This window comes from Micromonospora sp. NPDC000207 (genome assembly GCF_040300925.1).
Taxonomy (GTDB): domain Bacteria; phylum Actinomycetota; class Actinomycetes; order Mycobacteriales; family Micromonosporaceae; genus Micromonospora.
Genome location: NZ_JBEPEQ010000039.1, coordinates 1 through 23,794, shown reverse-complemented (window position 1 = coordinate 23,794; position 23,794 = coordinate 1). Strand labels below are relative to the sequence as shown.

Here is a 23,794-nt window from a genome sequence, read left to right as displayed (position 1 = left end):
CACGTCATCGGACGGCCCCGCCGGCTGTGAGCCGACGGGGCCGTCCGATGTGTCGACGGGTGATCTCAACCGGGCAGCGCCGCCTCGGGCCGGGACGCCGGCGGGCGATCGGCGGTCTCACGACCGTCGGAGGTCGAAGCGGAGCGGCGGAGCAGGAGCAGGCCCAGCACCAGACCGACAAGTACGAACACCGCGCACGCGAGGAACCCGGCCCGCAGTCCTGCGGTCATCTCGGCCGGCCCACCCGGCGCGGCCGTGAAGGAGGCGGTGACCGACGTGACCACTGCCACGCCGAGCGCACCACCGACCTGCAACGAGGCGACGTTCAGGCCGGACACCACCCCGCTGTCGCGCTCGGGGACCCGAGACAACGCGGCCACCGAGGCAGCCGCCGTGCCCGCCCCGAGGCCGGGACCGAACACCACCAGACCCCAGAGGATGTCCTGGACGTAGCTGCCCTCGACGGGCACCCGGGACAGCAGCAGCGAACCGGCGGCCATCAGGACCAGACACGCCGCCACCACCGGCCTGAAGCCGATCCGCGTGACGACCGCCTGGCCGACGTAGGCGCCCACGAACGCCAGGGTGGGCATGACCGACTGGAGCACCCCGAAGCGCAGCGGACCGTATCCGAGCACCACCTGGCCGTACATGGAGATGGTGACGGACAGACCGAACGCGGCCATGCCCATCGTGACGGTGACCAGGTTGCCGCCGACCAGGGCCGGACGTCGCAGCAACGTCGGCGGCACCAGCGGCGCGGACGACCGCCGTTCGACGACCGCGAACACCCCGAGCAGCGCCGCCGCCGCGACGACGAGCCCCAGGGTCGAGGCGCTCGTCCAACCCGCTGCCGGGGCCCGCACGACGGCGAGGATCAACGCCACCAACGCGGCTGTGCTGGTGACAGCGCCTGCGACGTCGTAGCTTCCGGGCTGTCGGGCTGCCCGGCTCTCGGGCAGGAGCACGGGAGCGGACGCCAGCACGATCAGGGCCAACGGCACATTGATGAAGAAGACCCACTGCCAACCGAGCGACTCGGTGAGCAGGCCGCCGACGAGCAGACCCGCCGTGGCACCGATGCCTCCGATGCCGGCCCAGCCGGCCAGCGCCATGTTGCGCCGACGTCCCTCGGGGAAGACGGCGAGCAGGATCGACAGCGCGGTCGGCACCATCAGCGCCGCCGAGACGCCGCTCACCGCGCGGGCCGCGATGATCACGCCACCGTTCCAGGCCAGCCCGCAGACGGCCGAGCTGACCAGGAAGGTGGCGGTACCGATCAGGAATATCCGGCGACGGCCCAGCCGGTCGGCGGCCCGCCCACCCAGGATGAGCAGACCACCGAAGGTGACAAGCTTGGCGCTGAGCACCCACTGCGCCTCGCCGGCGGACATCTGGAGGTCACGGGCGAGGGTGGGTAGCGCCAGGATGACGCTCTGTGAGTCGAGCAGCACCGCGAAGTTCGCGGCGCAGAGCAGCACCAGTGCCGCCCATGACGACGGTATGGCAGCGGTGTCGGCGGCAGACCGCGCACCGAACGACCGGGAACGGGTCAACGAGACTCCTCGCAGGAAATCGAGAGGGGAAGGGATGGTCGTCGGCTGGACCTGTGGATCACCGCGGGTGTCGCGGATCCGCCACGGTCGGCGCCGGTGGGGTCGATCGCGACCGGTGCAGGTCGGCCAGGGTCGTCGGCTTCCCGGCACCCGTGCCGAGCAGGACCCGCTTGAGCATGGCCGGCTTCATCAACGCCTGCGGGGGGTCGATGAGTGAGATCGTGCGCATGAAGCCTCGGGCCACCTCGGGATCGGTGGCCGCCGCCGCCATGACCCGCGACATGTATCCGTTTCCGAGCCGGGTCGCCACGGTACGACGGCCACGGACCTGCGGGTAGCCCAGGTCTGCGGCGGCGGACATCATCCACGGCGAGTCGGTCGCCTTGGCCAGGTCCCGGAAGTACGCCCCCGGTGTCGGCTCGACACCCCGGGCCAACTGCTTGGCCAGCACGTCCGCGCCCATCGCGGCGACCGTCATACCCTGGGCGTACACCGGGTTGAACACGCACGCCGCGTCCCCGATCACCAGGTATCCGGCCGGGAACCGGCGCAACTGCTCGTAGCGGCGCCGGATGCTCGCCGGGAACCGGAAGCTTGTCGCCGGGCCCCGCTGCTCGGCGTCACGAATCGCCTCGTAGATCGCCGGCTCCGGCAGGGTCCTGGCGTACGCGAGGAAACCCTCCCGGTCGGTCGGGGCGCGGTCGCCGTTGATCCCGGTCAGGGTGAGGGCGTACCGGTCGGCGAGGCGGGCGAAGATCCCGCCACGGGGGAACGCCGGCGTCGCGGTCGGCACCAGCGCGATGTCCTCGCCGAGCGGGTCGTACGGCAGCGGGCCGAGGAAGTCCATGGTCGTGTAGGTCAGGTCCATGTGGACCTTCTCCTCGGGTGCCCGGGTGTAGCCGAACTCCTCCAACCAGCGTGGCGTGCGGGACGCCCGTCCGGTCGCGTCGACGACCAGGTCGGCCTCGATGGTCTCCTCCTGTCCCGCGCCCGGCTCACCGTCGCGGGCCTGCACCCGCACCCCGGTGATCCGGGAGCGGTCGGCGGAGGCGGTCAGCCCGACGATGTCGGTACGACCACGGACCACCACCTCCGGGCGCGCCGACGTGCGCGAGCGGAGGTAGTCCTCGATCACCGGTCGGTTGGCGGCGACGCACGCCATTCCCGTGTCGGTGACGGCGAACATCCGGCCGTTGAAGTAGTAGTGGCAGGTCGATCCGTAGTCACCGACCGGCACCCCGAGCGCGATCATGTCGTCGACGAAGGTCGGGAAGAGTTCGCTGATGATCTGCCTGCCGCGTTCCAACAGGGCGTGGATGTGCCCGGCCCAGGAGATGGCCGGGCGCAACTGCGGCCCCACGGCGGCGACGTCGTCCCGGTCGACGACGGTGACCCGGTGGTACGCGTCGGCGAGGACTCGAGCAGCGAGCATCCCGCCGATGCTGCCGCCAAGCACGACAGCGTGATCGCCGATCTTGGTTGCCATGGGGCGTTCGCCTCCTCGACGGTACGGACCTGAGCGTTGCCGGAAACGCTAGGCGAACCGTGGGCCGACGACTTCTCCGTTCTTGCGCTGTCCACTGCCGACCGTCGACGGCGCATCCCCGTCGTCGTGCTGTCCATTGGCGACCGTCGAAGACACATCTTCTTTCTTGCGCTTCCGCTCGACGCCGGTACGCAACCGACCCTCCGGCTTGTAGCGTCCGCCCTGCCAATCCCACCGAGAGAGGAACCGGTTGATGCGTCCGTTCCGTGTCGACATCGCGCAGGATGCGGTCGACGACCTTCGTTCCCGCCTCGCCGCCACCCGCTGGCCTGATCCGACGCCCGATGTGGGGTGGAGCCGCGGGGTCCCGCAGCACTACCTCCGACAACTGGTCGAGTACTGGATCGACGGCTTCGACTGGCGTGCGGCCGAGGCGCGCATCAACGAGTTCCCGCAGTACCTGACGACCCTCGACGGGACGACTGTGCACTTCCTGCATGTCCGCTCCCCCGAGCCGAACGCCGTACCGCTGCTGCTGACCCCCGGATGGCCCGGCTCCTTCGTCGAGTTCCTGGACGTGATCGGGCCGCTCACCGACCCCCGGGCCCACGGCGCCGACCCCGACGAGGCGTTCGACGTGGTAGTGCCGTCGCTGCCGGGCTTCGGCTTCTCCGGCCCGATCACCGAGCACGGGTGGACCGTTCCCCGGGTCGCCGGGATGTGGGCTTCGCTGATGGCTTCCCTCGGGTACCGGAGATACCTGCCACAGGGCGGGGACCTGGGCACCTTCGTCAGCCTGCTGCTCGGCCTCACCGACAGCGAGCACGTCCTGGGAACCCACGTGAACTTCCTGTTCACCCCGCCCACCGGCGACCCGCACGAACTCGACGGGTTGGAGCCCGCCGATCTGGCCCGGTTGCAGCAGCTGGCCGAGACCACCGACGGCCAGGGCTACATGAAGGTCCAGGCGACCCGCCCACAGACCCTCGGCTACGCCCTGACCGACTCACCGGTGGGGCAGCTCGCCTGGATCGTCGAGAAGTTCCTCGAGTGGACCGCCGCGGACAAGGTCCCGGAGGATGCCGTGGACCGGGACTGGCTGCTCACCAACGCCGCGCTCTACTGGTTCACCGCGACCGCCGGATCGTCGGCACACTTCTACTACGACAACGCCCCGTTCCTGCCCACCTCGTCCACCGCGCCCCAACCCCTGCCGGCGGTGCCGGGCCCGCTGGGTGTGGCGGTGTACCCGCAGGACATCACCCTGCCCGTACGGCGGCTCGCCGAGCAGCGGATGCCGAGCATCGTGCACTGGGCGGAGCAGCCTCGCGGAGGGCACTTCGCCGCCCTCGAACAGCCCGAGCTGTTCGTGGCCGATCTGCGGTCGTTCCGTCGGCGGATCACCGGCGGCTGAGCACGACACCGGCGTCCGTGCCCTCGGCCGGGCCTGAGCAATCAGGAAGAGGTTTCCGCCCGACCGGCGGCCTAGCGTAGGCGGCGAGGTGTCGGGTACCGCCCGCCCCGCCGGTCCTGGACCGATCTTCGAGGAGCTTACAGATGGTGGAACAGGCCACGACGGCCAAGTTGGAGAACGTCGGATTCGGCGTCCGCGGTCTCGAACTCGAGACGGTACGGTCGGCCGACGGCACCACGATCGCCTTCGAACGGTCCGGGGAGGGCCCGCCGATGGTGATCCTCGGCGGTGGCCTCAACGAGAAGGCGATGTTCGCCAACCTGGCCGAGGCGCTGTCCGGCAGCTTCACGGTGTTCAACTACGACCGACGCGGCCGAGGTGGCAGCGGCCACCACCCGAGCGCCGAGTACGACGTGCAGCGCGAGGTCGAGGACCTGGCGGCGGTGCTGGCGGCGACCGGTGAGCCGGCCTCGATCTTCGCCAACTGCACCGGTGGGATGATCGCCGTGCAGGCTGCGGCAGCGGGCGTGCCGATGGCCAGACTCGCGATGTACGAACCGCCGTACGGCGGCCCCCGGGTCCCCCCCGGCTACCTCGACGAACTGCGCCGCCTGATCGCCGCGGACCGCCGCACCGACACCGTCGCCCTCTTCCTCAAGGAAGACGTCTTCTTCGACGACGAGGTGATCGAGAAGTTCAAACTGCACCCGGTGTGGCCGTCCTTCGAGGCGCTCGCGCCCACCGTGGTCTACGACGCGATCCTCAGCGACGACGCCGACGCCGTCCCCGTCGACCTGCTGGCGCGTGTCACCGTACCGACCCTGGTCATCGGCGGTAGCGACAGTGCCTCCTGGATGTTGGAGACCTGCCGCGCACTGGCCGACGGCATCCCACAGGGGCGCTTCGTGAGCATGCCGAGCGAGGGGCACCTGTTCAACCAGAAGCTGGGCACCCCGTTGCTGACGGAGTTCTTCCTCGAGTGACGCCCGCACCGTAGGGGACCCGACCACGTGCCTGTCAGTTCTCACCGATCAGTAGGAGTCGTCCGATGGAGAATCGCTGTCCCGTCGTCCTGGACACCGCCGGCCGGGACGTCCACGCCGAGGGAGCCCGCATCCGCGCGAACGGTCCGGTGTCCCAGGTCGAGCTGCCGGGTGGGGTGGTCGCGTGGTCGGTGACCGGCTACCAGGCCGCCCGCGAGGTGTTGTCCGATCCCCGCTTCAGCAAGGACCCGCAGAGCTGGCCCGCCTACACCAGCGGAGAGGTCTCGTCCAACTGGCCGCTGATCGGCTGGCTGCTGATGGACAACATGACCACCAACGACGGTGACGACCATCTGCGGCTGCGCAAGCTGGTGTCACGCGGCTTCACCCCCAAGCAGGTCGAGCAGACCCGGCCCCTGATCGAGAAGATCGTCGACGACCTGCTGGGACAGTTGGCCACCGTCGGCCCGGACGAGGTCGTCGACCTCAAGGGGCAGTTCGCCACGCCGCTGCCGGCACGGGTCATCTGCGACATGTTCGGCGTTCCGGCGTCGGCCCGCAGTGCCGTGCTGCGCGGTGCCAACGTCAACGTCACCACCTCGATCAGCGGGGAGGAGGCCGAGGCCAACGTCGAGCAGTGGCACCAGGAGCTGTACGACCTCGCCGAGCTCAAGCGTCAGCAGCCGGGCGACGACCTGACCAGCGTCGTCCTGGCCGCCCACGAGGAGGAGGGACGGCTGACCGACGAGGAGATGGTCGGCACCCTGCACCTCATGCTCGGCGCCGGCTCGGAGACGCTGATGAACGCCCTCAGCTACGCGGTCCTGAACCTGCTCACCCACCCGGATCAGCGCGCGCAGGTCCGCTCCGGTGAGGTGTCCTGGGACGACGTGATCGAGGAGACCCTCCGGTTGGAGGCGCCCGTCGCGCAGTTGCCGCTGCGTTTCGCCACCGACGACGTCGAGATCGCCGGGGTGGTCATCCGGAAGGGAGACCCGGTGCTGATGGGCTTCACCCAGATCGGCCGGGACCCGGACGTGCACGGCGAGTCCGCCACCGAGTTCGACGTGCACCGTGCCGACAAGACGCACCTGTCGTTCGGCCACGGCTCGCACTTCTGCCTGGGCGCCCCGTTGGCCCGGTTGGAGCTGAAGATCGCCCTCCCGGCCCTGTTCGAGCGCTACCCCGACATGTCGTTGGCGGTCGCACCGGAGGACCTGGAGCCGCAGGGCACCTTCATCATGAACGGTCACCGGGCGCTACCGGTCCGGCTGGGGGCACCGGCCACCGTGTCCGCCTGACCAGGTCGAGCGTACGATCCGTGGCCACCGTCCGACGCCGACGGTGGCCACGGTCACGGCCGGGTCAGGGTAGCTCCGCCACCTTGGTGGTCAGGTAACGCCACTCGGGCAGACTGGTGGTGAGACGGGCCGCGGTCTCGAAGGACTCCCGGGCACCGACCCGGTCTCCGGCCATCAGCAGCAGGTGACCACGGACCGCGTGCAGCCGGTGGTGCCGTGCCATCCGGGTGTCAGCCGCCAGGGAGTCGACCAGTTCCAGGGCGACGGCCGGGCCTCGCACCATGCCGAGGGCCACCGCCCGATTGAGCTGGACGACCGGACTCGGCCAGCTGTGTTCCAACAGGTGGTACAGGGCGAGGATCTGCGGCCAGTCGGTGTCGGTGGCCGACTTGGCCTCGTCGTGCAGTGCCGCGATCGCCGCCTGGAGCTGGTACGGCCCCACCTGCCCCGCGGCCAGCGCGCCGGTGACCAGTTCCGTTCCCTCGGCGACGAGACCCCAGTCCCAGCGGCTACGGTCCTGCTCGGCGAGGGGCACCAGGAGCCCGTCGAGACTGGTACGGGCCGCACGGCGGGCCTCGGTCAACAGCATCAGCGCCAGCAGTCCGCTCACCTCCCCGTCGTCGGGCAGCCGCCTGCGGAGCTCACGGGTCAGCCGGATCGCCTCACGGGTCAGGTCGGGGCGGTCGAGGCTGGATCCGGACGAGGCGGTGTAGCCCTCGTTGAAGATCAGGTAGAGCACGTGCAGGACCACCGGCATCCGTTCCCGCTCGTCCTCGACGCCGAGGGGGAAGACCAGTCCGGACTCCCGGATGCGTTGTTTGGCACGGCTGATCCGCTGGCCCATCGTGAGCTGCGGCACCAGGAACGCCTGGGCCACCTGGCCGGTGGTCAGGCCGCCGACGGCACGCAGGGTGAGGGCCATCTGCGAGGTCGGGGACAGCGCGGGATGGCAGCACAGCAGTAGCAGGGTGAGCGTGTCGTCGCCCGGTGGTGCCTCGTCCGGCGGTGCCTGCGCGACCAGTTCGTCGGCCGGCGTCGACAGGTAGAGGCTCCGCTCCCGCTGCTGCCGCGCCGAGTCGCTGCGCCAGGCGTCGGTGAGACGACGGGTGGCGACGGTCAGCAGCCAGGCCCGGGGATTGTCCGGTACGCCGTCACGCGGCCACTGCACCAGTGCGGCGAGCAGGGCCTCCTGCACCGCGTCCTCACAGGCGTGGAACTCCCGGTACCGGCGTACGAGCAGACCGAGGACCTGCTGTGCGAGTGCACGCAGCAGATCCTCGGTCCCGTCGCCGGGCTCGTCACATCTCTTCGCCGGAGTCCTCCATGATCGGTCGGACTTCGGCGACGCCCTCGTGAACGTCGGGAAGCCGAGAGGCGATCTCCACCGCCCGGTCGATGCTGTCGCAGTCGACCACGAAGTAGCCGGCCATCTGCTCCTTCGAGTCGGCGAACGGCCCGTCGGTGACCGTCAGGGAGCCGTTGCGCATCTGGACGGTCCGGGTCAGGCCCGGGTCGGACAGCGCCTGCCCACCGACCAGTTCGCCGGACTTGGAGACCTCCTCCATCAACTCGCCGAACGCGGCCATCCGGGCGTCGGCCTCCTCCGGTGACAGGCCGGCGTCCTGCAGGAACATCGGGTGCTTCCAGGTCGTCGGGTTGCTGTGCAGCAGGATCAGGTACTTCATCGGGTTCTCCTTCGGGTCTGTGGGCGTCGGACCGCCCTCTACAAAGGAGTCGGAGCCACCAGGCGCATTTCGACACGGTGGGTGACGACATTCTCGCCCGAAGAATGCGTTCAAGGCTCGCACACCCGACCGGCGTGATGCCACACGGCACTCCGCAAGAAGACGTGCCGCCCGACGGGCCGTAGTTTCGACTCACAGCCCGAGTCCGCACGACAAGATGGGAGCAGCCATGTCCGATGCACCGCTGGCCGTGGTCACCGGAGCCTCCTCCGGCATCGGCGCGGAGTTCGCCCGGGTGCTGGCCGACCGGGGCTACCGGATCCTGGCCGTGGCCCGCCGCGGCGACCGGCTCGACGACCTCGCCGAGGCGACCGGTGGGCGGGTCATCCCGGAGGTCCGCGACCTGACCGCCGAGGGCGCGATCGCAGGGGTGGCGGAGCGCGCCGAGGAACTCGGCGGCGCCGACCTGCTCGTCTGCAACGCCGGCCGGGGACTGCACGGGAAGTTCACCGAGGCGGACCGCGTGGACACCCTGAGCATGCTTCATCTCAACGTCCTGGCCACCGTCGACCTGACCGCCCAGGTGGTGCCCCGCATGGTCGAGCGACGCTCCGGCGGTGTGATCGTGGTGGCTTCCTCGCTCGGCTTCGTCACGACGCCCTACCTGGCCGCCTACGGTGCCAGCAAGGCATTCCTGCTGTCGTTCGCCGAGGCGCTCTCGACCGAGTTGCAGGGCACCGGTGTCCGGGCGATGGCGCTCTGCCCCGGCCCCACCATCTCCGAGTTCAGCAACGTCGCGGGGCTCGGTGACAAGGTGGAGAAGACGCCGGGGCACACCACGTCGGCCGAGGTGGTGGCGGGTGCCATGCGCGGCTGGGACGCCGGCCGCACCGTCACGGTCCCCGGCGTGATCACCAGGATGATGACCCTCACCCTCGACCACGCGCCGCGGCCGGTGGCCCGCCGGGTCATGGCACGGGTGTTCCGCTGACGCGTCGCGCCGGTGCCGGGTCCCGGCTGCGGCACTGCCTGCCGCGAGCACGACCCCCTGGCCGGCAGTGCCGGCGGCGGCCGGTCGCGGGTGCCGCCCGGCGGTCGCCGGGCGGCCGCGAGCGGTCAGGAGAAGCGCTGCTTGATGTGGACGGTCACCTCGTCGCCCTGCTCCTTGGCCACGAGCTTACGCAGCGCGGCCTTGATCGGAATCATGTGGTTGCCGCCCCCCACCGGCAGCATGGTCGCTTCGAACGGCTGGCCGTCGATCGTGCCGCTGATCTTCACTGCCCGGCGGGTGCCGAAGAACTCTCCGGAGTCCTCCATCACCACGCAACTCCAGCCACTGTTGTTGTCCTTCGTGATCGGCACCGTGAACGTGGTGTCGACACTCTGCGGAGTCTTCGCTTTGGTCTCGGCCATTGTCCGCTCTCTCTTTCTCGGGTCCGATGGAACGTGAGCCGGCGCGGGGCCTTGCAGTTCCAATCATGACGGAAGTTCGTCGATCCGCTGGGTGATCGGCGCGGCGGGTCGGTCAGTGCGGGTCCGGCCGGGCGGCCCCGGCGGCAGCCACCAAGCCGCTGGTGATCCGGTCGACCTGGTCGGCGTTGATGATCAGGGGTGGCGCGACGACGATGTTCGGTCCGGTCCGCCGCACCAGCACGCCACGGTCCTTCATCAGACGACGTACCTGTCCGGCGCGTCGCGGGGTGTCGAACTCGACGGCGGCGAGCAGACCCCGGCCCCGGACGACCGACACGGAGGGCAGCGACCGCAGCTCCGCCAGACCGGTGAGCAGCTGCTCGCCGCGGGCCCGGACGTTCGCCAGGACGTCGTGGGCCGCAAGGTAGTCGAGGACGGCGAGTCCGGCCGCGCAGGCGGAGGCATGCCCGGAGTGGGTGTGACCGTGGACGAAACCGGCCAGGGTCCGGTTCCTGTCGAAGACCTCGAAGACACTCTCCGTGGTGGTCACCGCACCGATCGACATGTAGCCGGCGGCCAGCCCCTTGCTGGTGCAGACGACGTCCGGCTCGATCCCGGCGTGCTGGTAGCCGAACATCCGTCCGGTCCGGCCGAAACCCGTTGTCACCTCGTCGAGGACGAGCAGCACCCCGTTCCTGTCGCACAACTCGCGGGCGGCGCGCAGGTAGTCGTCGGGTACGACGTGCGCGCCGCGGGCCTGCACCGGCTCGATCAGCACGGCGGCGATCCGGTGCCCCTGCTCGGTGAGGAGGTCACGCAGGGCGTCGACACCGCCGCCCGCAACGGTCGGGTCGAAGCCGTCGACTGTCACGAAGTCGGCCGGCGTGACCCGTGCGGCGACCGGGGAGCTGCCTGCTCCGCAGGCAGCCGCAGCCATGGTCGCCCCGTGGTACGCGTTCGGCAACGAGACGATGAGGGTCCGGTCCCGGTCGCCGAGCACGGCGTGGTGGAAGCGGGCGATCCGGATGGCGGCCTCCACCGCCTCCGAGCCGCTGTTGCAGAAGAACGTACGGCTCAGCCGGGGGGCAGCCAGCTCCGCGATGCGCTGCGCGAGCCGGATGGCGGGTACGTTGGCACCCTCCCCCATGTCGTAGGTCATCAGGTGGGCCAGTTGGGCGCTCACCGCCTCGACGATCTCGTGGCACCCGTAGCCGAGGGTCGCGTTGAGACCGGAGGACTTCGCGTCGAGGAATCGTCTGCCGTCGGCGTCCCACACGTCGCAGCCCTGTCCGGCCACGGCCAGGACGACCTCCGGGTTGACCCGGGTGGGCGACCAGGGGTGCCACAGGTGCTCGGCGTCCACGGCGAGCAGGTCGGCCCGCTCGTCGGCGTGCCGGGTGGTCCGGGCTGCGTTCATCTCGGTCGCCTCTCTGCATCGGTCGACCGGTTCGGTGCGGACGTCAGGTGTCCGCACCGAACCGGATTGAGTGTTCGGCCGTCAGCGGGCGGCAGCGATCTGCTCGGCCACCGGGTCACGCACCTCGGTGTCCACCCGCTCCACCAGGGCCATCAGGAGGATGCCGCCGAGCACCAGCAGGATCGAGCCGACCCGGAAGGCCAGCGTGTAGCCCTCGGTGGCGGCGGCGGCTTCGGACACACCGCGCTCGACAGCGGACCCGGCCTGCCGCAGGGCGAGGGTGACGAGTACGGCGATACCGAGCGCGCCACCGATCTGCTGCGAGGTGGTCAGCAGTCCGGACGCCAGACTGGAGTCCTGCCCGGTGACCTTGTGCAGCGCCGCGGTGGTGGTCGCCGGGATGCTGGCACCGGCGAACAGCCCGAAGACCAGCATGCCGGGCAGGATGCCGATCACGTACGAGCTGTCGGCGGATACCAGGCTGGTCAGGAACAACCCCACACCCGCGCCGATGTAGCTGAAGGCCGCCATGTTCCGGATACCCAGCTTCGGCACCAGCGTGGTGCCCAGGCCGATACCGGCGCCCATGGCGACGCTCAGTGGCAGCCAGGCCAGGCCGTTCATCAACGGCGAGTAGCCCAGCACCTGCTGTTCGAACAGGGTCAGCATGAACGTGTACGAGATGAAGGCGGCCATGAACAGCACCGTGGCGATGTTGACGGCCGTCCGGGTGCGGTTGGCGAAGAAGCGCAACGGGATCAGCGGGTCACGTGTCCGACTCTCCACGAGCACCATGAGGCCGAGAAGGGCCACGCCACCGAGCAGCGGACCCAGCACGGTGGCCGATCCCCACGGGTGTTCGGCGGCGTGCAGCAGACCGAAGACGACCCCGACGAGACCGAGGGTCAGGGTGAGGCCACCGAGCACGTCGATGCTCTGGCCGTCCTTGCGCACCATCCGGCTCTCCCGGACCATCCGGGGGATCAGGAACAGCACGACCAGGGCGACCGGCAGGTTGATGAAGAAGATCCACCGCCAGTGGGCAAGGTCGGTGAGCACGCCGGAGATGACGTAGCCCAGGGTGCCGCCGAGGCCGATGATGCCGCCCCAGATGCCGACCGCCTTGGTCCGTTCCTTGGGGTCGGTGAACAGCAGGGCGATCAGGCCCAGCGAGGCGGGCGCGGCGAGGGCCTCGGCGAGACCCTGGCCGAAGCGGCCGGCGACCATCATCCACGGTTCGACCGCCGCACCGGACACCACCGAGGACACGGCGAAGACGACCACACCGGTCAGCAGCAGCTTCCGTCGGCCGAACACGTCGGCCATCCGTCCACCCAGGATCAACAGGCCTCCTGCGGCCAGCACGTAGGCGTTGACCACCCAGGCCAGGCCGGCGGCCGAGAACCCGAGGCTGTCCTGGATGCGGGGTAGGGCGACGTTCACGACGGTCATGTCGAGCAGGATCATGAACTGAAGCCCGGAGAGTACCGCCAGCACGGTCCACCGCCGTGGGTCCGGCGGCGCCGGTGTCGGGCCCGCCGTCGGCGACTTGCCCGCCTCCGTGGTGGTGCTCAGGTCTTCGGTGGTCACGCGAAATCTCCCTTGATCATGTATTCGACGTGCGGACGGCATGTAGGGCGGCCACGACCAGACCGAAGGGTCTCCGTCCCACCGGTTCGCACCTGAGGAGACGGATCGCGCGTCGACCACCAGTCGACTTGAGTCCATTTTGGACGGTTGACGGATGCATCGACCTTCTTCGGTGAGGTTCGGCGATGTTCACACCGTATACCGCAGCGCACGACATGGGCAACGAGGCTGGATCGCGTGCCGCGAGTCGTCCCGTCATCGCCGCAACCGCGCCCGTACCGGCACCTCGTCCCAGGCCATCAGGGTGTTGTTCGGCCGACGTCGCGCAGGGCCGGCCAACTCCCACTGCCGCACCCTCGACACCAGTGCGCCGAGCAGACACTCCGCCTCCAGGCGCGCCAGGTTCTGCCCCACACACTGGTGCAGCCCGAAGCCGAAACCCAGGTGCCCCGAGGGGTCACGGGACAGGTCGTAACGGTGCGGATCAGGCCACCGCTGCGGATCACGGTTGGCCGAACCCAGGAACAACAGGACCTTGGCCCCGTCGGGGATGACCGCGTCGCCCACCCGCGCCTGTCCCCGGGCGGTCCGGAAGAACGTCTGCACCGGGGAGGCCCAACGGACCGCCTCGTCGAACGCCACCCGGGCCAGACCGGGCTCGTCACGGAGTCGCTCCCACTGCTTCGGGTGGGTGACCAGCGCGTGCAGCGTGGCGGCGATCGAGTGGACGGTGGTGTTCACCCCCGCCGCGAACAGCGACCGCAGCACCTGCGGAGCCTGGTCGGGAGTCAGCTCCCCACGGTCGGCTGCGGCCCAGATCTGGTCCCCGAAGCCGCCTTCGGCCAGACCCTGCCGCCGGCTGCTCTCGTCGACCCAGTCCGACAACCGCTTCGCCCGTGGCGCACCCGCCACGACGAGCTCGTTGCGGGGACCGAACGCGTTGAGCAGGAAGTCGCTGAACGGTAACAGGTTGTCGCGCCCCTGGTCCGGAATGCCGAGCGCGTCCGGGAAGACCCGCAGTGGGTACGCCTCGGCCAGCGCCGACACCGCCTCGAACTCGACCACCCCGCCGACGGCACCGGCGCAGAGCCGGTCGACCATCTCCTCGGCCACCACCGTCCACTCCGCCCGCAGTCGGCGTTGGGCCCGTGGGCCGAGCAGCGCGGACAGCACCCTGCGGGGGGCGTCGTGGTGTGGCGGGTCGGCCTCCACGACGGCGCTGAGTCGACGCCACGGCTTCTCGGTCCTGAAGTTGGACAGCCCGACCCCGGCCCCGGACTCGAACACCTGCCAGTTGCGTAGCACGGCACGGACGTCGTCGTAGCGGGCGATGCCGTAGACCCCGTGGGCCGGTAGGAACACCACCGGCCCGGCGGCGCGCAGCTCGGCCTCGAAGTCGTGCGGATCGGCCAGGACCGCCGGGTCGAACGGGTCGACGTCGCTGACCGGCACCACCGGTCCGGGCGGCACGGGAGCGGGGTTCTCGGTCATCGGGGCGGCCTCCGGAGGATGCGGGCTGGGACCGGTCGGGTGACCGAGGGGTCCCGGGTGGCAGGCGATGGACCGGCCATCTCACAGGTCCAGGACGAGGCGGTCCCCGCGGGAGCGGGAGACACAGGGGTACATGAGGTCACCGGCTGCCCTCTCCTCGTCGGTGAGCAGCGCGTCCCGGTGGTCGACCTCGCCGCGTACGACGCCTGTCTCGCAGGTGCCGCAGGTTCCCTCGCGGCACGACGACAGCAGGTCGACACCCACCGTGCGGAGGGCGTCCAGCACCGTCGTGCCCGGGGACACCCGCAGGCGGGCTCCGCTACGAGCCAGCACGACCTCGAACGGCTCGTCCCGCACCGGTGCGACCTCGCGCCCGGCGAAGCGCTCCGTACGCAGCGTGTACGGCGGCCAGTGGGCACACGCGGCAGCCACCGCGTCGATCATTCCGGCCGGTCCGCAGCAGTAGACGCGGCGGCCGGCGTCGACCACGCGCAGCCGACCGGTCAGCTCCGGCCGGCCCCGCTCGTCGGTGGCACACACCTCGACCCGGTCGCCGTGACCGGCGAGTTCGTCGAGGAACGCCATCGTCCGACGGCTGCGCCCGGCGTAGAGGAGGTGCCAGTCCGCGCCCACCGACTGTGCCTGGTGGACCATCGGCAGCAGCGGGGTGACACCGATGCCGCCGGCCACGAACAGATACCGTCCGGCCGGTACGAGGGGGAAGTTGTTGCGCGGCGCACCCACACCGACGCGGTCGCCGACCCGCAGCACGTCGTGGACGTACGCCGAGCCGCCTCGGCCGTCCGGTTCGCGCAGCACCGCGACGCGGTACCGGTACGCGTCCCACCGGTCGCCGCACAGCGAGTACTGCCTGGTGTGCCCGGACGGCAGCACCAGGTCGACGTGCGCGCCGGGGGTCCAGTCCGGCAGACGGGCGCCTTCGGCGTCGACCAGTTCCAGTGCGACGACGCCGTCGGCGACGGTCCGCTTGGCCGCGACGCGCAGCCGCAGCCGCCGGGCCGGCACCGCCCCGCTCACCTCGACCATCCCATCGAAGGTCCTCCACCGTCGGCTCGACCGGGCCGGACCGTGCGTCCGCACCGGCGCGTCGGGCCGCGCAACTGTCCGACGACAGATGGTGACCGACGCTTTCCGAACCGTTGCACGCCCGGCCCCACGCCGTCTTCTTCCGGATTGCGCACTGCGCACGGCCGGGTACGAATGCCTGCCCGGGACTGCGACCTGCGGCACGCGGACACCTCGTCCGGCCGCCGCCGCACGGGGCACCTTCTAGGCTGGCCGCCATCCCGAGAACGACCCGGAAGCGGCAGGTGACAGGACAGTGACCACCAGGTCGACGCCGTACCACCACGGCGACCTGCGCACGGCGTTGGTCGAGGCCGGACTGCGGCTCGCCCGCAGCGGCGGGCTGGGCGCACTCGGGCTGCGCGAGCTGACCCGCTCGATCGGGGTGAGCCCGAACGCCGCCTACCGGCACTTCGCCGACCTGCAGGCGCTCGTCGCCGCCGTCGCGGTCGAGGCGCAGCAGCACATGGTCGGCGGCATGCTGGACGGCGCGGCCGAGAACGCGGAGCACGAGGACGAGGCCACCCTCGCTCTCCGTCGGCTGCGCGCCGTCGGCCTGGGCTACATCCGGTTCGCCCTGACCGAGCCGGGCTGGTTCGAGGTGGCGGTCCTGACCCAGGACGAGCCGCCCGACGACAGCCGGGACCTGTTGACCGACAGTCAGGTTCCAGCGCCGTACCAACTGTTGATGGACGCCCTCGACGGCCTGGAGTCAGCCGGTGTCATCAGTACCGAACGCCGCGTCGGGGCCGAATGGGCCTGCTGGTCGGCGGTACACGGGTTCGCCGAGTTGGCAGTTCGGGGACCACTGCGGCACCAGGATCGGGGCACAGTCGACCGGCTCGCCGCGCACGTGGTGGATTCGATCATCAGAGGCGTCACGAACCGGGACCCCGGGCAGCACACCTAGGTCGTCGGGCTCGGGGGGTCGGGACCGGCCGGGCCACCGCCCGCTGTTCACACCGGTACCAGCTCGATGAGCGAGAGGTAGGCGGCCCGCCCGGCCGGATGGACGGCCCGCAGGGTCAGACCCGCCCGCCCGGCGAGATCACCCAGCGCGGTCAGCCCACGTTCCCTGCCTCCGTTGTAGGCGAGCATCCGCAGGTCCATCGCCGTGCTCGCCGACTCGCCGTCCACGCCGACGGCCTCCAACAGCAGCACCACGCCGTGCGGACCGGCCGCTTCGGCACAGCGCCGCAGGATCGCCACCGAGGCCTCGTCGTCCCAGTCGTGGATCACCGCCGAGAGCAGGTATCCACCGGCACCGGGCGGCAGCGGGTCGAAGAAGCTGCCCGTCACCGCCTCGGCACGATCGGCGAGTCCGACCTCGGCGAACCGACGGCGGGCCCGCGACACCGGACCGGGTAGGTCGAGCACCAGCCCGGTCATCGACCGGTGCGCGTGCAGCAGCGTCGCGAGCAGGGCACCGCTGCCGCCGCCGACGTCCACCACGTGCCCCAGTGCCGCCCAGTCGTAGCACCGGGCCACCCCGTCGGCCTCGGTCTCGATGTGCCGTCCCATCAGCGCGTCGAATGCCGCCGAGTGGGCCGGCTCAGCGGCGAGATCGTCCCAGAACGTCCGGCCGTACCGGACCGGGTATGCCGGTTGCCCGGTACGCACCGTGTGGGCCAGGTCGATGAGACACAGGTCGCCCCGGCCGACCCCGACGTCCACGTCCAGCCACCGACGTCGACCCCCGGGATGGTCGTCGCGCAACTGCTCGCCCAACTCGGTGGTGGCGTACCCACCGGTGGCGTCCCGGGTCAGCAACCCGGTCGTGACCAGGTGCCGCAACACCAGGTCCAGCGCGTCGGCGTGGGATCCGGTCGCCGCGGCGATCTCCGCAGCGGTACGTCGACCGGCCGCGATGTGGTCGGCGATCCGCAGCGTCGCCGCCACCCGGATCGCCATCGGTGTCGCCAGGTCGGCCAACGCCCGCAGACCGATCCGGGGAGCCTCACCGTCGTCCATGCTTCCTCCTGCCACCGCCGCCGACACGCATCGATTGTGTCGGCGGCGGTGCCGGGGCGTCCTCTTCGGACGTGCCGCGTCGGCACCGGTGCCACGCCGACCGGATCGGATCGGTCCGGTCGGCGGGCATCGGCGCGTCGGGTCGGTCAGCGGGCGGTCGGCAGGGCCACCGCGGCCGGCGGTGGAGCCGGGTCCAGGGAGACGTCCCGGTGTTTGCGCTCCAGGAGCCACTTCCCCCACCAGAACAGTCCGCGCAGCAGACAGACGATCGTGACGGCGAAGAAGGTGGTGTAGACGATGTTGAAGACCATCAGCACGCCGTACACCATGCCCACACTCGCCCCGAACATGAACTGCATCCAACCGGCTGTCGGGGTCGTACCGGGGTCGGTGATCATGTAGTTGGTGAACAGCACGAACGCCACGCCGGTGATCGGCACCAGCGCGCCCCACAACGACACGTCCCAGATCCAGTGCCGAACCAACGCCTGGATGATGAAGGCGCCCAGCCAGCCGACGATCAGGGGGACCTTCTTGGTCAGCATCGCGTTGAGGACCGTGCCGGCGGTCACGATCACGATCGGGATCAGGATGCTGATCATGTCCGGCACGTTCTCGGTGAAGTGGTACGGCGGCGCGACGTTGACCCAGGAGAAGACCAACAGGGTTGCCGTGATGCCGAAGTTCGACGGGTTCATGAAGTGCCGCATCCGACCCCGGATCGGTGCCTGCAGCAGCGCCTTCTGCCCCACCGCCACGACGACCGCGAAGCCGATCGGCCAGAAGTTGTCGTTGGCGTAGAGCAGCATGTTGGCCGCGAGCGCGGTGATGTGGGTGGGCAGCAGGAAGGTGTACATGCCCCACATGCCGTTTCCGCTGTAGGCGGCCGACCGGCCCGTCGCCCGCGCGGCGACCGTCTCCACCAGGATCTCGGTGGCATAGCCGATCGCCAGGGCGAAGAAGGGCCAGGTCCAGGGCTGCTCGAAGCCGAGGACGGTGTAGCCCAGGATGTTGAAGACGGTCATGGACATCGCGAAGTTGCGCAGCGCCATGTAGCGCGGGTCGCGGCTGTCCACCCGGGGCGGTACGCCCGGCCGGTCGCCACCGGCCTGCTGCCGCGGCACGGGGTTGCCGCCGTTACGCCCGGCGGTGTCCGGGCTTGCCGTGGTGAGGACGCCGCGGGCGTCCTCGACGGGTTTGACGTCCGTCATCGGCGGTTCAACTCCTCGGCTCGGTCGGTCAGCAGCAGGTCGTGCCGGCCGGCGGTCAGGTCGATCGTCTGTCGGTGTGTCTGGCCGTTGAGGTCTCGCCAGCACAGCTGCACCGAGACCGGACGGTCGGCCGCGTCGCCGAGACCGAAGAAGACGTCGAAGCTGCGCCGTCCGGAGTGCCCGCCACCACCGTCGAGTTGTCCGACCTGGGTCCGACCGTCGGCGGTCGTGATGGTGACGTGCGCGCCGTAGGCGGGTGACGTGCCGGTGGTCGACGGGGTACGTCCGTCGGCGGCGAGGGCCGGCCGGCTCAGCCGCAGCGACAGATGGTTGTCGCTGTCACCGCGGGTGTTACGGAAGTAGGCGGGTGCGCCCCACTGTCGGGCGACCGCGATGTCCTGCGCGCCGTCGCCGTCGGGATCGGCGACGGAGATCCCCCGCGACGGCGTGTCCTCGTCCAGCCCCAGTTCCGGGCTCAGGTTCACGTATCGACCATTGTCCTCGCGGACCCAGAAGGCCACCGGGTTGCCCCCGGAGATGTCGTCGCCGGGCTTGGCGTTGGGCCACATGGCGGGCTCCCGCAGCATCAGGTCGTTGGCCATGGCCAGTTCCTGAAGCCAGTTGAACCGGTTGATGTCGCCCTTGATGAATCCTGCGGCCTGCACGACCTCCAGGCCGCCGCTGTTGTCGAAGTCCGCCATCTTCACGTCCCAACCCCAGCCGACCCACGCGAGGTTGCGCCGGGCCGCCCGGTTCTCGAAGGGAGCGATCCCCCGACTCAACTGCTCCCGGGCGGCCTCCGGGGACGCGGCGGTGTTGTGCCAGACGAAGTTGCTCTCCTCCAGCCCCCAGGACTCGGTGATGTTGCTGACGAACATGTCGAACCGTCCCCGACTGTGCAGGTCGGCGAAGTCGACGCCCATGCCCTTGAAGGAGTCGTGCCCGAGCACCAGCGACTTGGGCGTCAGGGGCGTGCGGACGCCCTCGGCCAGGTTGAACCGGATCCGGCCGGGAGTGGAGACGTTGTGGAAGAACCGGTCCTGGCCGAAGTCGTTGGCGAGGTACAGCTCCGGCAGCAGGTCCCCGTCGAGGTCGGCGGAGGCCGCACCGAGGGTCCAGCCGGTGGCGTACCGCGGGTCGAGGGCGACCTGTTCCTCGTAGGTCACCGTCGGGTCGTCCCCCGACGTCGCACCGCTCCAACGCAGGACGTGTGCGCCGCCGGCGTTGTGGCCGTGCGACATGGAGTGGTTCATCTGCACGTTGGGCAGACCTTCGGGGTCGAGCACCTGACTGTCCGGGAAGTAGTTGAACAGAGCGATGTCGGGTCTGCCGTCTCCGTCGAAGTCGGCCACGGTGACCGCGTTGGTGTTCCACAGCGGCCCTCGGTAGACACCGTCGTCGGTGCGCTGCTGCGGAACGAGCTCGACAGGTTGGTACGTGTCGTTACTCAGTGCCGTGGCACCCTCCTTCTGCAGGAAGACCACGGGGGTGCGACCCCAGTAGATGACCAACAGGTCCATCCGGCCGTCGAGGTTGAAGTCACCGGGTGTGCAGCCCATCGGGGCGATGGTCGAGCCCATCGGCAGCGGCGCCGGGTCCACCACGAACGGTTGGTACGTCGCACCGGTGTCCGGTACCGGCGTGACGATCACCGCGTCGCTGCGGGTGTCGACCAGGCACATGTCGTTGGCGACACCCTGGCCGTCGAGGTCGTTGACGGCGATGGACGCGCCGACCGACGAGATCCAGGAGCGGATGTGCTCGTACTTGGGATTGACGGTACGGATGCTGCGCTCCGGCAGACCGGGTGGCAGCTCGATCGGCAACTCCGTGAACGCGAATCGGCCGGCGATCTCGGCACGGGTGTCCGCCGAGGCGCTCGGCAGGCGTGCGACGAGGAACATCGTGGCCGCCAGCACGAGCACCAGGATGGGTGCCATGAGACGACGCAGTGGGCTTACTGGTTGCGATGGCAACGGTCCCCCTCGGAAACGAGACGACGTCGGGACGGCCGACCGACGCTCCGCATCGCGGTCCGCGCCGTAGCGCGCGGTGGCAGGCGTCAGGACCGGCCATGACACAGGCTCGCCTCGGGATCTCCGGAAGGATCGACCCCGAAAGTGCGGCCACCGATATCTTCACCGACCGATCCGGAGACGTCTTCTCAACAATTGCTCATTGTCGAAGATCTATATTAATCAGAAAGCGGATATCACCGATCCCGACTCATCACGTGAATCATTTACCTGATGTGAACAAGAATCGCGCCGCCGAGCCCGGTGAGGCTGGCGGCGCGACGCGGAGGTGCGGAGGTGCGGAGGTCGTCGGACGGGGGCGGTCAGGCCACGAACGGCGGGATCACGTCACCGGGAGGCGACTCTCATCGGCAGGCCACCCCGCACCCGCAGCGACAACATCGGCTCGGGGACGACGGGTCGACCCGGGAGGCAGGTGAGCACGAGGTCCCGGGCGAGCAGGGACAGCACGAACACCGCCTCCAGCATGCCGAGATGGTTTCCGACGCAGAACCGAGGACCGGCGCCGAACGGGATGTACGCGTATCGCGGCCGCTCGGTGCGGTCGTCCGGGTCGAAACGCTGCGGGTCGAACCGGTGCGGGTCCGGCCAGAAGTCCCGATGCCGGTGCAGCGTGTACGGACAGACCAGCACGTCGGCCCCGGCCGGCACCCGGTAGCCGCCGACCTCGTCGGCGGCGATCGCCTTACGCGGCAGCAGCCACACCGGCGGGAACAGGCGCATCGCCTCCTGCACCACCATCGTGGCGTACCGCAGCCGTCCCAGGTCCTCGAACGTCGGCAGACCACCGCCGAGCACCCTGCTCGCCTCCTCGTGCAGTCGTTCACGTACCTCGGGATGCCTGTCGATCAGGTACAACGACCAGCTCAACGTGCTCGCGGTGGTCTCGTGCCCGGCGAGCAGCAGGGTCACCAGCTCGTCGCGCAGCCGCTGCCGCCCGACGCCGGGGTCGGACTCCGCCCCGGCCGAGGTGATCAGTCGGGACAGCACGTCGGGCCGGTCGTCGTCGACCGCCCCCCGCTCGGCGACGAGCCGGTCGACGACCCGTTGCAGCTGCCGTCGGGCCCGCCGGAACCGCACCTGGCGGGGCAACGGGACCCAGGTCGGCACCGCGCTCAGCGAGGCCAGCTCGAACATCGCCTGGTCCTGGACGGCCGCGAAGTCGTCGCCCAACGCGGGGAACCGACCCAGGTCGGTGTCGAGCAGGGTCCGGCCGAGCACCCCGAGGGTCAGCGCGGTCATCTCCTCGGGCACGTCGACCACCGCTGCTCGACGGGCCCGCAGCCGGTCGACGAGGGCCGCTGCCTCCTCGGCCACCGCGCCTGCCTGGTCGGCGATCCGTCGGCTCTGGAAGGCAGGCTGGATCACCTTGCGCTGCTTGCGCCACAGCTCGCCCTCGCTGGTGAGCAGGCCGTCGCCGAGCGCCCGCCGGGCGTGCACCAGGCCGATGCCCTTGTGGTAGTTGGCCGCGTTGTCGGCCAGCACGTGTTTGGCGTGCTGAGGATGGTTGAAGAAGTACAGCTCCTTGGGGCCGACCGGCAGGCGGGCGGCATCGCCGTACCGGTCCGCGGCCGAGGTCATCATGCCCAGGCGGTCACGGTTCATCACCACCAGCATCCGGACCGCCGCCGCCCGTGACGGCCCCGGCGGGACCCGCCCGGGCAGCACGGCGCTCACGTCGGCACCTCGGTCGGCACCCGGTCCAGCCGGCGGAAGGCGCCGTCGGCGAACAGCAGCGCGTCGTCCACGCCGTGCCGCTGGGCGCCCACCAGCCGGCCGACGAAGATCGTGTGGTCGCCGGTGTCGTACGAACGCCACAGCTCGCACTCGAAGTGCGCGGCGGCACCGACCAGCAGCGGCGCGCCGGTGCCCGGGCCGACGACCCACTGCCCGAACTCGAACTGCCGGGCCCCCAGCGGGCGGCGGCGATCGGCGAAGTACCGCGCCACCTCCTCCTGGTCACCGGCGAGCACCGACACCCCGAACCGGCCGGCCTCGCGCAACGCCCGGTTCATCAGCGCCTCGCAGTCCACGCACACCAGAGCCAGCGGCGGGTCGAGGGAGACGGAGGTGAAGGAGTTGGCCGTCATGCCGTGCGGGCTGGACCCGCCGACGGTGACGACGGTGACCCCGGTGGTGAATATCGCGAAGGCGCGCCGCAGCTGACGCGGGTCCGGTCTGTCGGGGGGGTCGAACGGGACGTTCACAGTGGCCTCCCTGCCGCGACGGTGACGGGTGCGCCGGTGGCGTACGGCGCGAGTGCACGGCCGAGCGCCTCCGGCACCCGGGCGGGCACCGTACGGTTGTTCGGCCCCCGCATGCAGGCGACCCGCTGCGTGCCCCGGGCGACGAGCGTCTCGACACCGGCGACGCCGAGCCGGACGTAGTCGAAGCCGAACTCGACCTGGGTCTGGGCCAGCTCCAACAGCCTCATCCGGATCGCCAGTTCGTCGAAGGCGGTGATCTCGGCGAAGAACTCGCAGTCGACCCGCAGAGTGAACAACTTGAGGTCGTCCTGCAGGTCGGCCAGCACCTGCGGGGCCCGCTCCCGGAGGAACATCTCCCGGCAGCGGCCCTGCCATCGCAGGTAGTTGACGTAGTAGACGTTGCCGACGATGTTCGTCTCCTCGAACCCGACGACATGCCGGTACTCGTAGTACTGCTCCATGGGTCACCGTCCCTCGGTCAGCACCGCGAAGACCACCGGTTCGGTGACGTCGCGGACGGTAGTGGCGAAGGTGGCCACCCGTACGTCGCCGGAGACCAGCACGCTCCAGCCCGAGCGGGTGACCGGATGCAGGACCAGCGGGTCGCCACTGCGACGGCCGGCCTTCTGTAGACACTCCAACGCCGTCCACACCCGGGTGGCGGCGACGTCGATCTCCTCGCCCGCCTCGGCGGCGAGAAGCCGGGCCAGGTCGGTGTGCCGACCGAGCAACCCGGTCCACGTCTGCGCCGACCGTCCGGTGACCGGTTCGACGTCGCAGCCCACCGTCTCCGCGCTGGAGACGCAGAGGGTCAGCCCTGCGCCGTGGGCCACCGACAGGTTCTGCCCGCCGGGTACCTCCGGGCGACCGTCGGGCCGATACCGGACCTCGACCGGCCTGCCGAACACCTGCCCGGCCGCCGACCGGGTCCGGGCGCGCCGACGGGC

General features: G+C 70.3%; 21 protein-coding genes. 5 read left to right on the top strand and 16 right to left on the bottom strand.

Annotated elements, in window-relative coordinates; translation table 11 throughout:
• Positions 1 to 65 precede the first annotated feature (65 nt).
• Positions 66 to 1,556, bottom strand: coding sequence for an MFS transporter (locus tag ABT336_RS12410; RefSeq protein WP_350896628.1), 1,491 nt, complete (start codon positions 1,554 to 1,556; stop codon positions 66 to 68).
• 58 nt (positions 1,557 to 1,614) lie between these two features.
• A complete protein-coding gene (locus tag ABT336_RS12405) occupies positions 1,615 to 3,042 on the bottom strand; it encodes an FAD-dependent oxidoreductase (RefSeq protein WP_350896627.1) in 1,428 nt (475 codons plus the stop codon).
• 253 nt (positions 3,043 to 3,295) lie between these two features.
• Between ABT336_RS12405 and ABT336_RS12400 the strand changes: the two genes are divergently transcribed.
• The 3 genes from ABT336_RS12400 to ABT336_RS12390 all read left to right on the top strand — a co-directional run bounded on the left by ABT336_RS12400 (position 3,296) and on the right by ABT336_RS12390 (position 6,740).
• A complete protein-coding gene (locus ABT336_RS12400; RefSeq protein ID WP_350896626.1) occupies positions 3,296 to 4,456 on the top strand; it encodes an epoxide hydrolase family protein in 1,161 nt (386 codons plus the stop codon).
• Positions 4,457 to 4,599: 143 nt separating this feature from the next.
• A complete protein-coding gene (locus tag ABT336_RS12395; RefSeq protein WP_350896625.1) occupies positions 4,600 to 5,439 on the top strand; it encodes an alpha/beta fold hydrolase in 840 nt (279 codons plus the stop codon).
• A gap of 65 nt (positions 5,440 to 5,504) precedes the next feature.
• Positions 5,505 to 6,740: a cytochrome P450 family protein gene (locus ABT336_RS12390; RefSeq protein WP_350896624.1), complete on the top strand. Its 1,236-nt coding sequence runs from the start codon at positions 5,505 to 5,507 to the stop codon at positions 6,738 to 6,740.
• A 64-nt stretch (positions 6,741 to 6,804) separates the two neighbouring features.
• Here ABT336_RS12390 and ABT336_RS12385 read toward each other — a convergent pair whose 3' ends face one another.
• Both ABT336_RS12385 and ABT336_RS12380 read right to left on the bottom strand, forming a co-directional pair.
• Positions 6,805 to 8,013 carry an RNA polymerase sigma factor gene (locus ABT336_RS12385; RefSeq protein ID WP_350896646.1) on the bottom strand — a complete coding sequence of 403 codons (1,209 nt, stop codon included), beginning with the start codon at positions 8,011 to 8,013 and terminating at the stop codon, positions 6,805 to 6,807.
• A 25-nt stretch (positions 8,014 to 8,038) separates the two neighbouring features.
• Positions 8,039 to 8,425 (bottom strand): YciI family protein, encoded by a 387-nt coding sequence (locus ABT336_RS12380; RefSeq protein ID WP_350896623.1) that lies wholly within the window; start codon positions 8,423 to 8,425, stop codon positions 8,039 to 8,041.
• 229 nt (positions 8,426 to 8,654) lie between these two features.
• On the opposite strand from ABT336_RS12380, the gene ABT336_RS12375 reads away from it, so the two are divergent.
• Complete coding sequence (locus ABT336_RS12375) at positions 8,655 to 9,416, top strand: SDR family NAD(P)-dependent oxidoreductase (protein ID WP_350896622.1); 762 nt, start codon at positions 8,655 to 8,657, stop codon at positions 9,414 to 9,416.
• A 125-nt stretch (positions 9,417 to 9,541) separates the two neighbouring features.
• Here ABT336_RS12375 and ABT336_RS12370 read toward each other — a convergent pair whose 3' ends face one another.
• The 5 genes from ABT336_RS12370 to ABT336_RS12350 all read right to left on the bottom strand — a co-directional run bounded on the left by ABT336_RS12370 (position 9,542) and on the right by ABT336_RS12350 (position 15,383).
• A complete protein-coding gene (locus ABT336_RS12370) occupies positions 9,542 to 9,838 on the bottom strand; it encodes a DUF1905 domain-containing protein (RefSeq protein ID WP_350896621.1) in 297 nt (98 codons plus the stop codon).
• Between the two features lie 112 nt (positions 9,839 to 9,950).
• Positions 9,951 to 11,255 (bottom strand): aminotransferase family protein, encoded by a 1,305-nt coding sequence (locus ABT336_RS12365; protein ID WP_350896620.1) that lies wholly within the window; start codon positions 11,253 to 11,255, stop codon positions 9,951 to 9,953.
• Positions 11,256 to 11,336: 81 nt separating this feature from the next.
• On the bottom strand, positions 11,337 to 12,845 hold the full coding sequence (locus ABT336_RS12360; RefSeq protein ID WP_350896619.1) for an MFS transporter: 1,509 nt from the start codon (positions 12,843 to 12,845) through the stop codon (positions 11,337 to 11,339).
• Between the two features lie 255 nt (positions 12,846 to 13,100).
• Positions 13,101 to 14,336: a cytochrome P450 gene (locus ABT336_RS12355; protein ID WP_350896618.1), complete on the bottom strand. Its 1,236-nt coding sequence runs from the start codon at positions 14,334 to 14,336 to the stop codon at positions 13,101 to 13,103.
• An 81-nt stretch (positions 14,337 to 14,417) separates the two neighbouring features.
• The gene (locus tag ABT336_RS12350) at positions 14,418 to 15,383 is read right to left on the bottom strand and encodes a PDR/VanB family oxidoreductase (protein WP_350896617.1); all 966 of its coding nucleotides are present in this window, start codon (positions 15,381 to 15,383) and stop codon (positions 14,418 to 14,420) included.
• Between the two features lie 295 nt (positions 15,384 to 15,678).
• Here ABT336_RS12350 and ABT336_RS12345 point away from each other — a divergent pair, with 295 nt between their 5' ends.
• A complete protein-coding gene (locus ABT336_RS12345) occupies positions 15,679 to 16,332 on the top strand; it encodes a TetR/AcrR family transcriptional regulator (protein ID WP_350896616.1) in 654 nt (217 codons plus the stop codon).
• A 47-nt stretch (positions 16,333 to 16,379) separates the two neighbouring features.
• On the opposite strand, the gene ABT336_RS12340 is transcribed toward ABT336_RS12345, so the two are convergent.
• The 7 genes from ABT336_RS12340 to ABT336_RS12310 form a co-directional block, all read right to left on the bottom strand.
• Positions 16,380 to 17,393 carry a methyltransferase gene (locus tag ABT336_RS12340; protein WP_350896615.1) on the bottom strand — a complete coding sequence of 338 codons (1,014 nt, stop codon included), beginning with the start codon at positions 17,391 to 17,393 and terminating at the stop codon, positions 16,380 to 16,382.
• A gap of 146 nt (positions 17,394 to 17,539) precedes the next feature.
• Positions 17,540 to 18,604 (bottom strand): enediyne biosynthesis protein, encoded by a 1,065-nt coding sequence (locus ABT336_RS12335; protein ID WP_350896614.1) that lies wholly within the window; start codon positions 18,602 to 18,604, stop codon positions 17,540 to 17,542.
• A complete protein-coding gene (locus ABT336_RS12330) occupies positions 18,601 to 20,544 on the bottom strand; it encodes a CRTAC1 family protein (protein WP_350896613.1) in 1,944 nt (647 codons plus the stop codon). The genes ABT336_RS12335 and ABT336_RS12330 overlap by 4 nt, the downstream gene beginning before the upstream one ends.
• A gap of 423 nt (positions 20,545 to 20,967) precedes the next feature.
• The gene (locus ABT336_RS12325) at positions 20,968 to 22,317 is read right to left on the bottom strand and encodes a cytochrome P450 (RefSeq protein WP_350896612.1); all 1,350 of its coding nucleotides are present in this window, start codon (positions 22,315 to 22,317) and stop codon (positions 20,968 to 20,970) included.
• A complete protein-coding gene (locus ABT336_RS12320) occupies positions 22,314 to 22,847 on the bottom strand; it encodes a flavin reductase family protein (protein ID WP_502891162.1) in 534 nt (177 codons plus the stop codon). Before ABT336_RS12320 ends, ABT336_RS12325 begins: the two co-directional genes overlap by 4 nt.
• Positions 22,844 to 23,308 (bottom strand): acyl-CoA thioesterase, encoded by a 465-nt coding sequence (locus tag ABT336_RS12315; protein ID WP_350896611.1) that lies wholly within the window; start codon positions 23,306 to 23,308, stop codon positions 22,844 to 22,846. Before ABT336_RS12315 ends, ABT336_RS12320 begins: the two co-directional genes overlap by 4 nt.
• A 3-nt stretch (positions 23,309 to 23,311) precedes the next feature.
• On the bottom strand, positions 23,312 to 23,794 hold a 483-nt coding region (locus tag ABT336_RS12310), incomplete at its 5' end, for a 4'-phosphopantetheinyl transferase family protein (protein WP_350896610.1).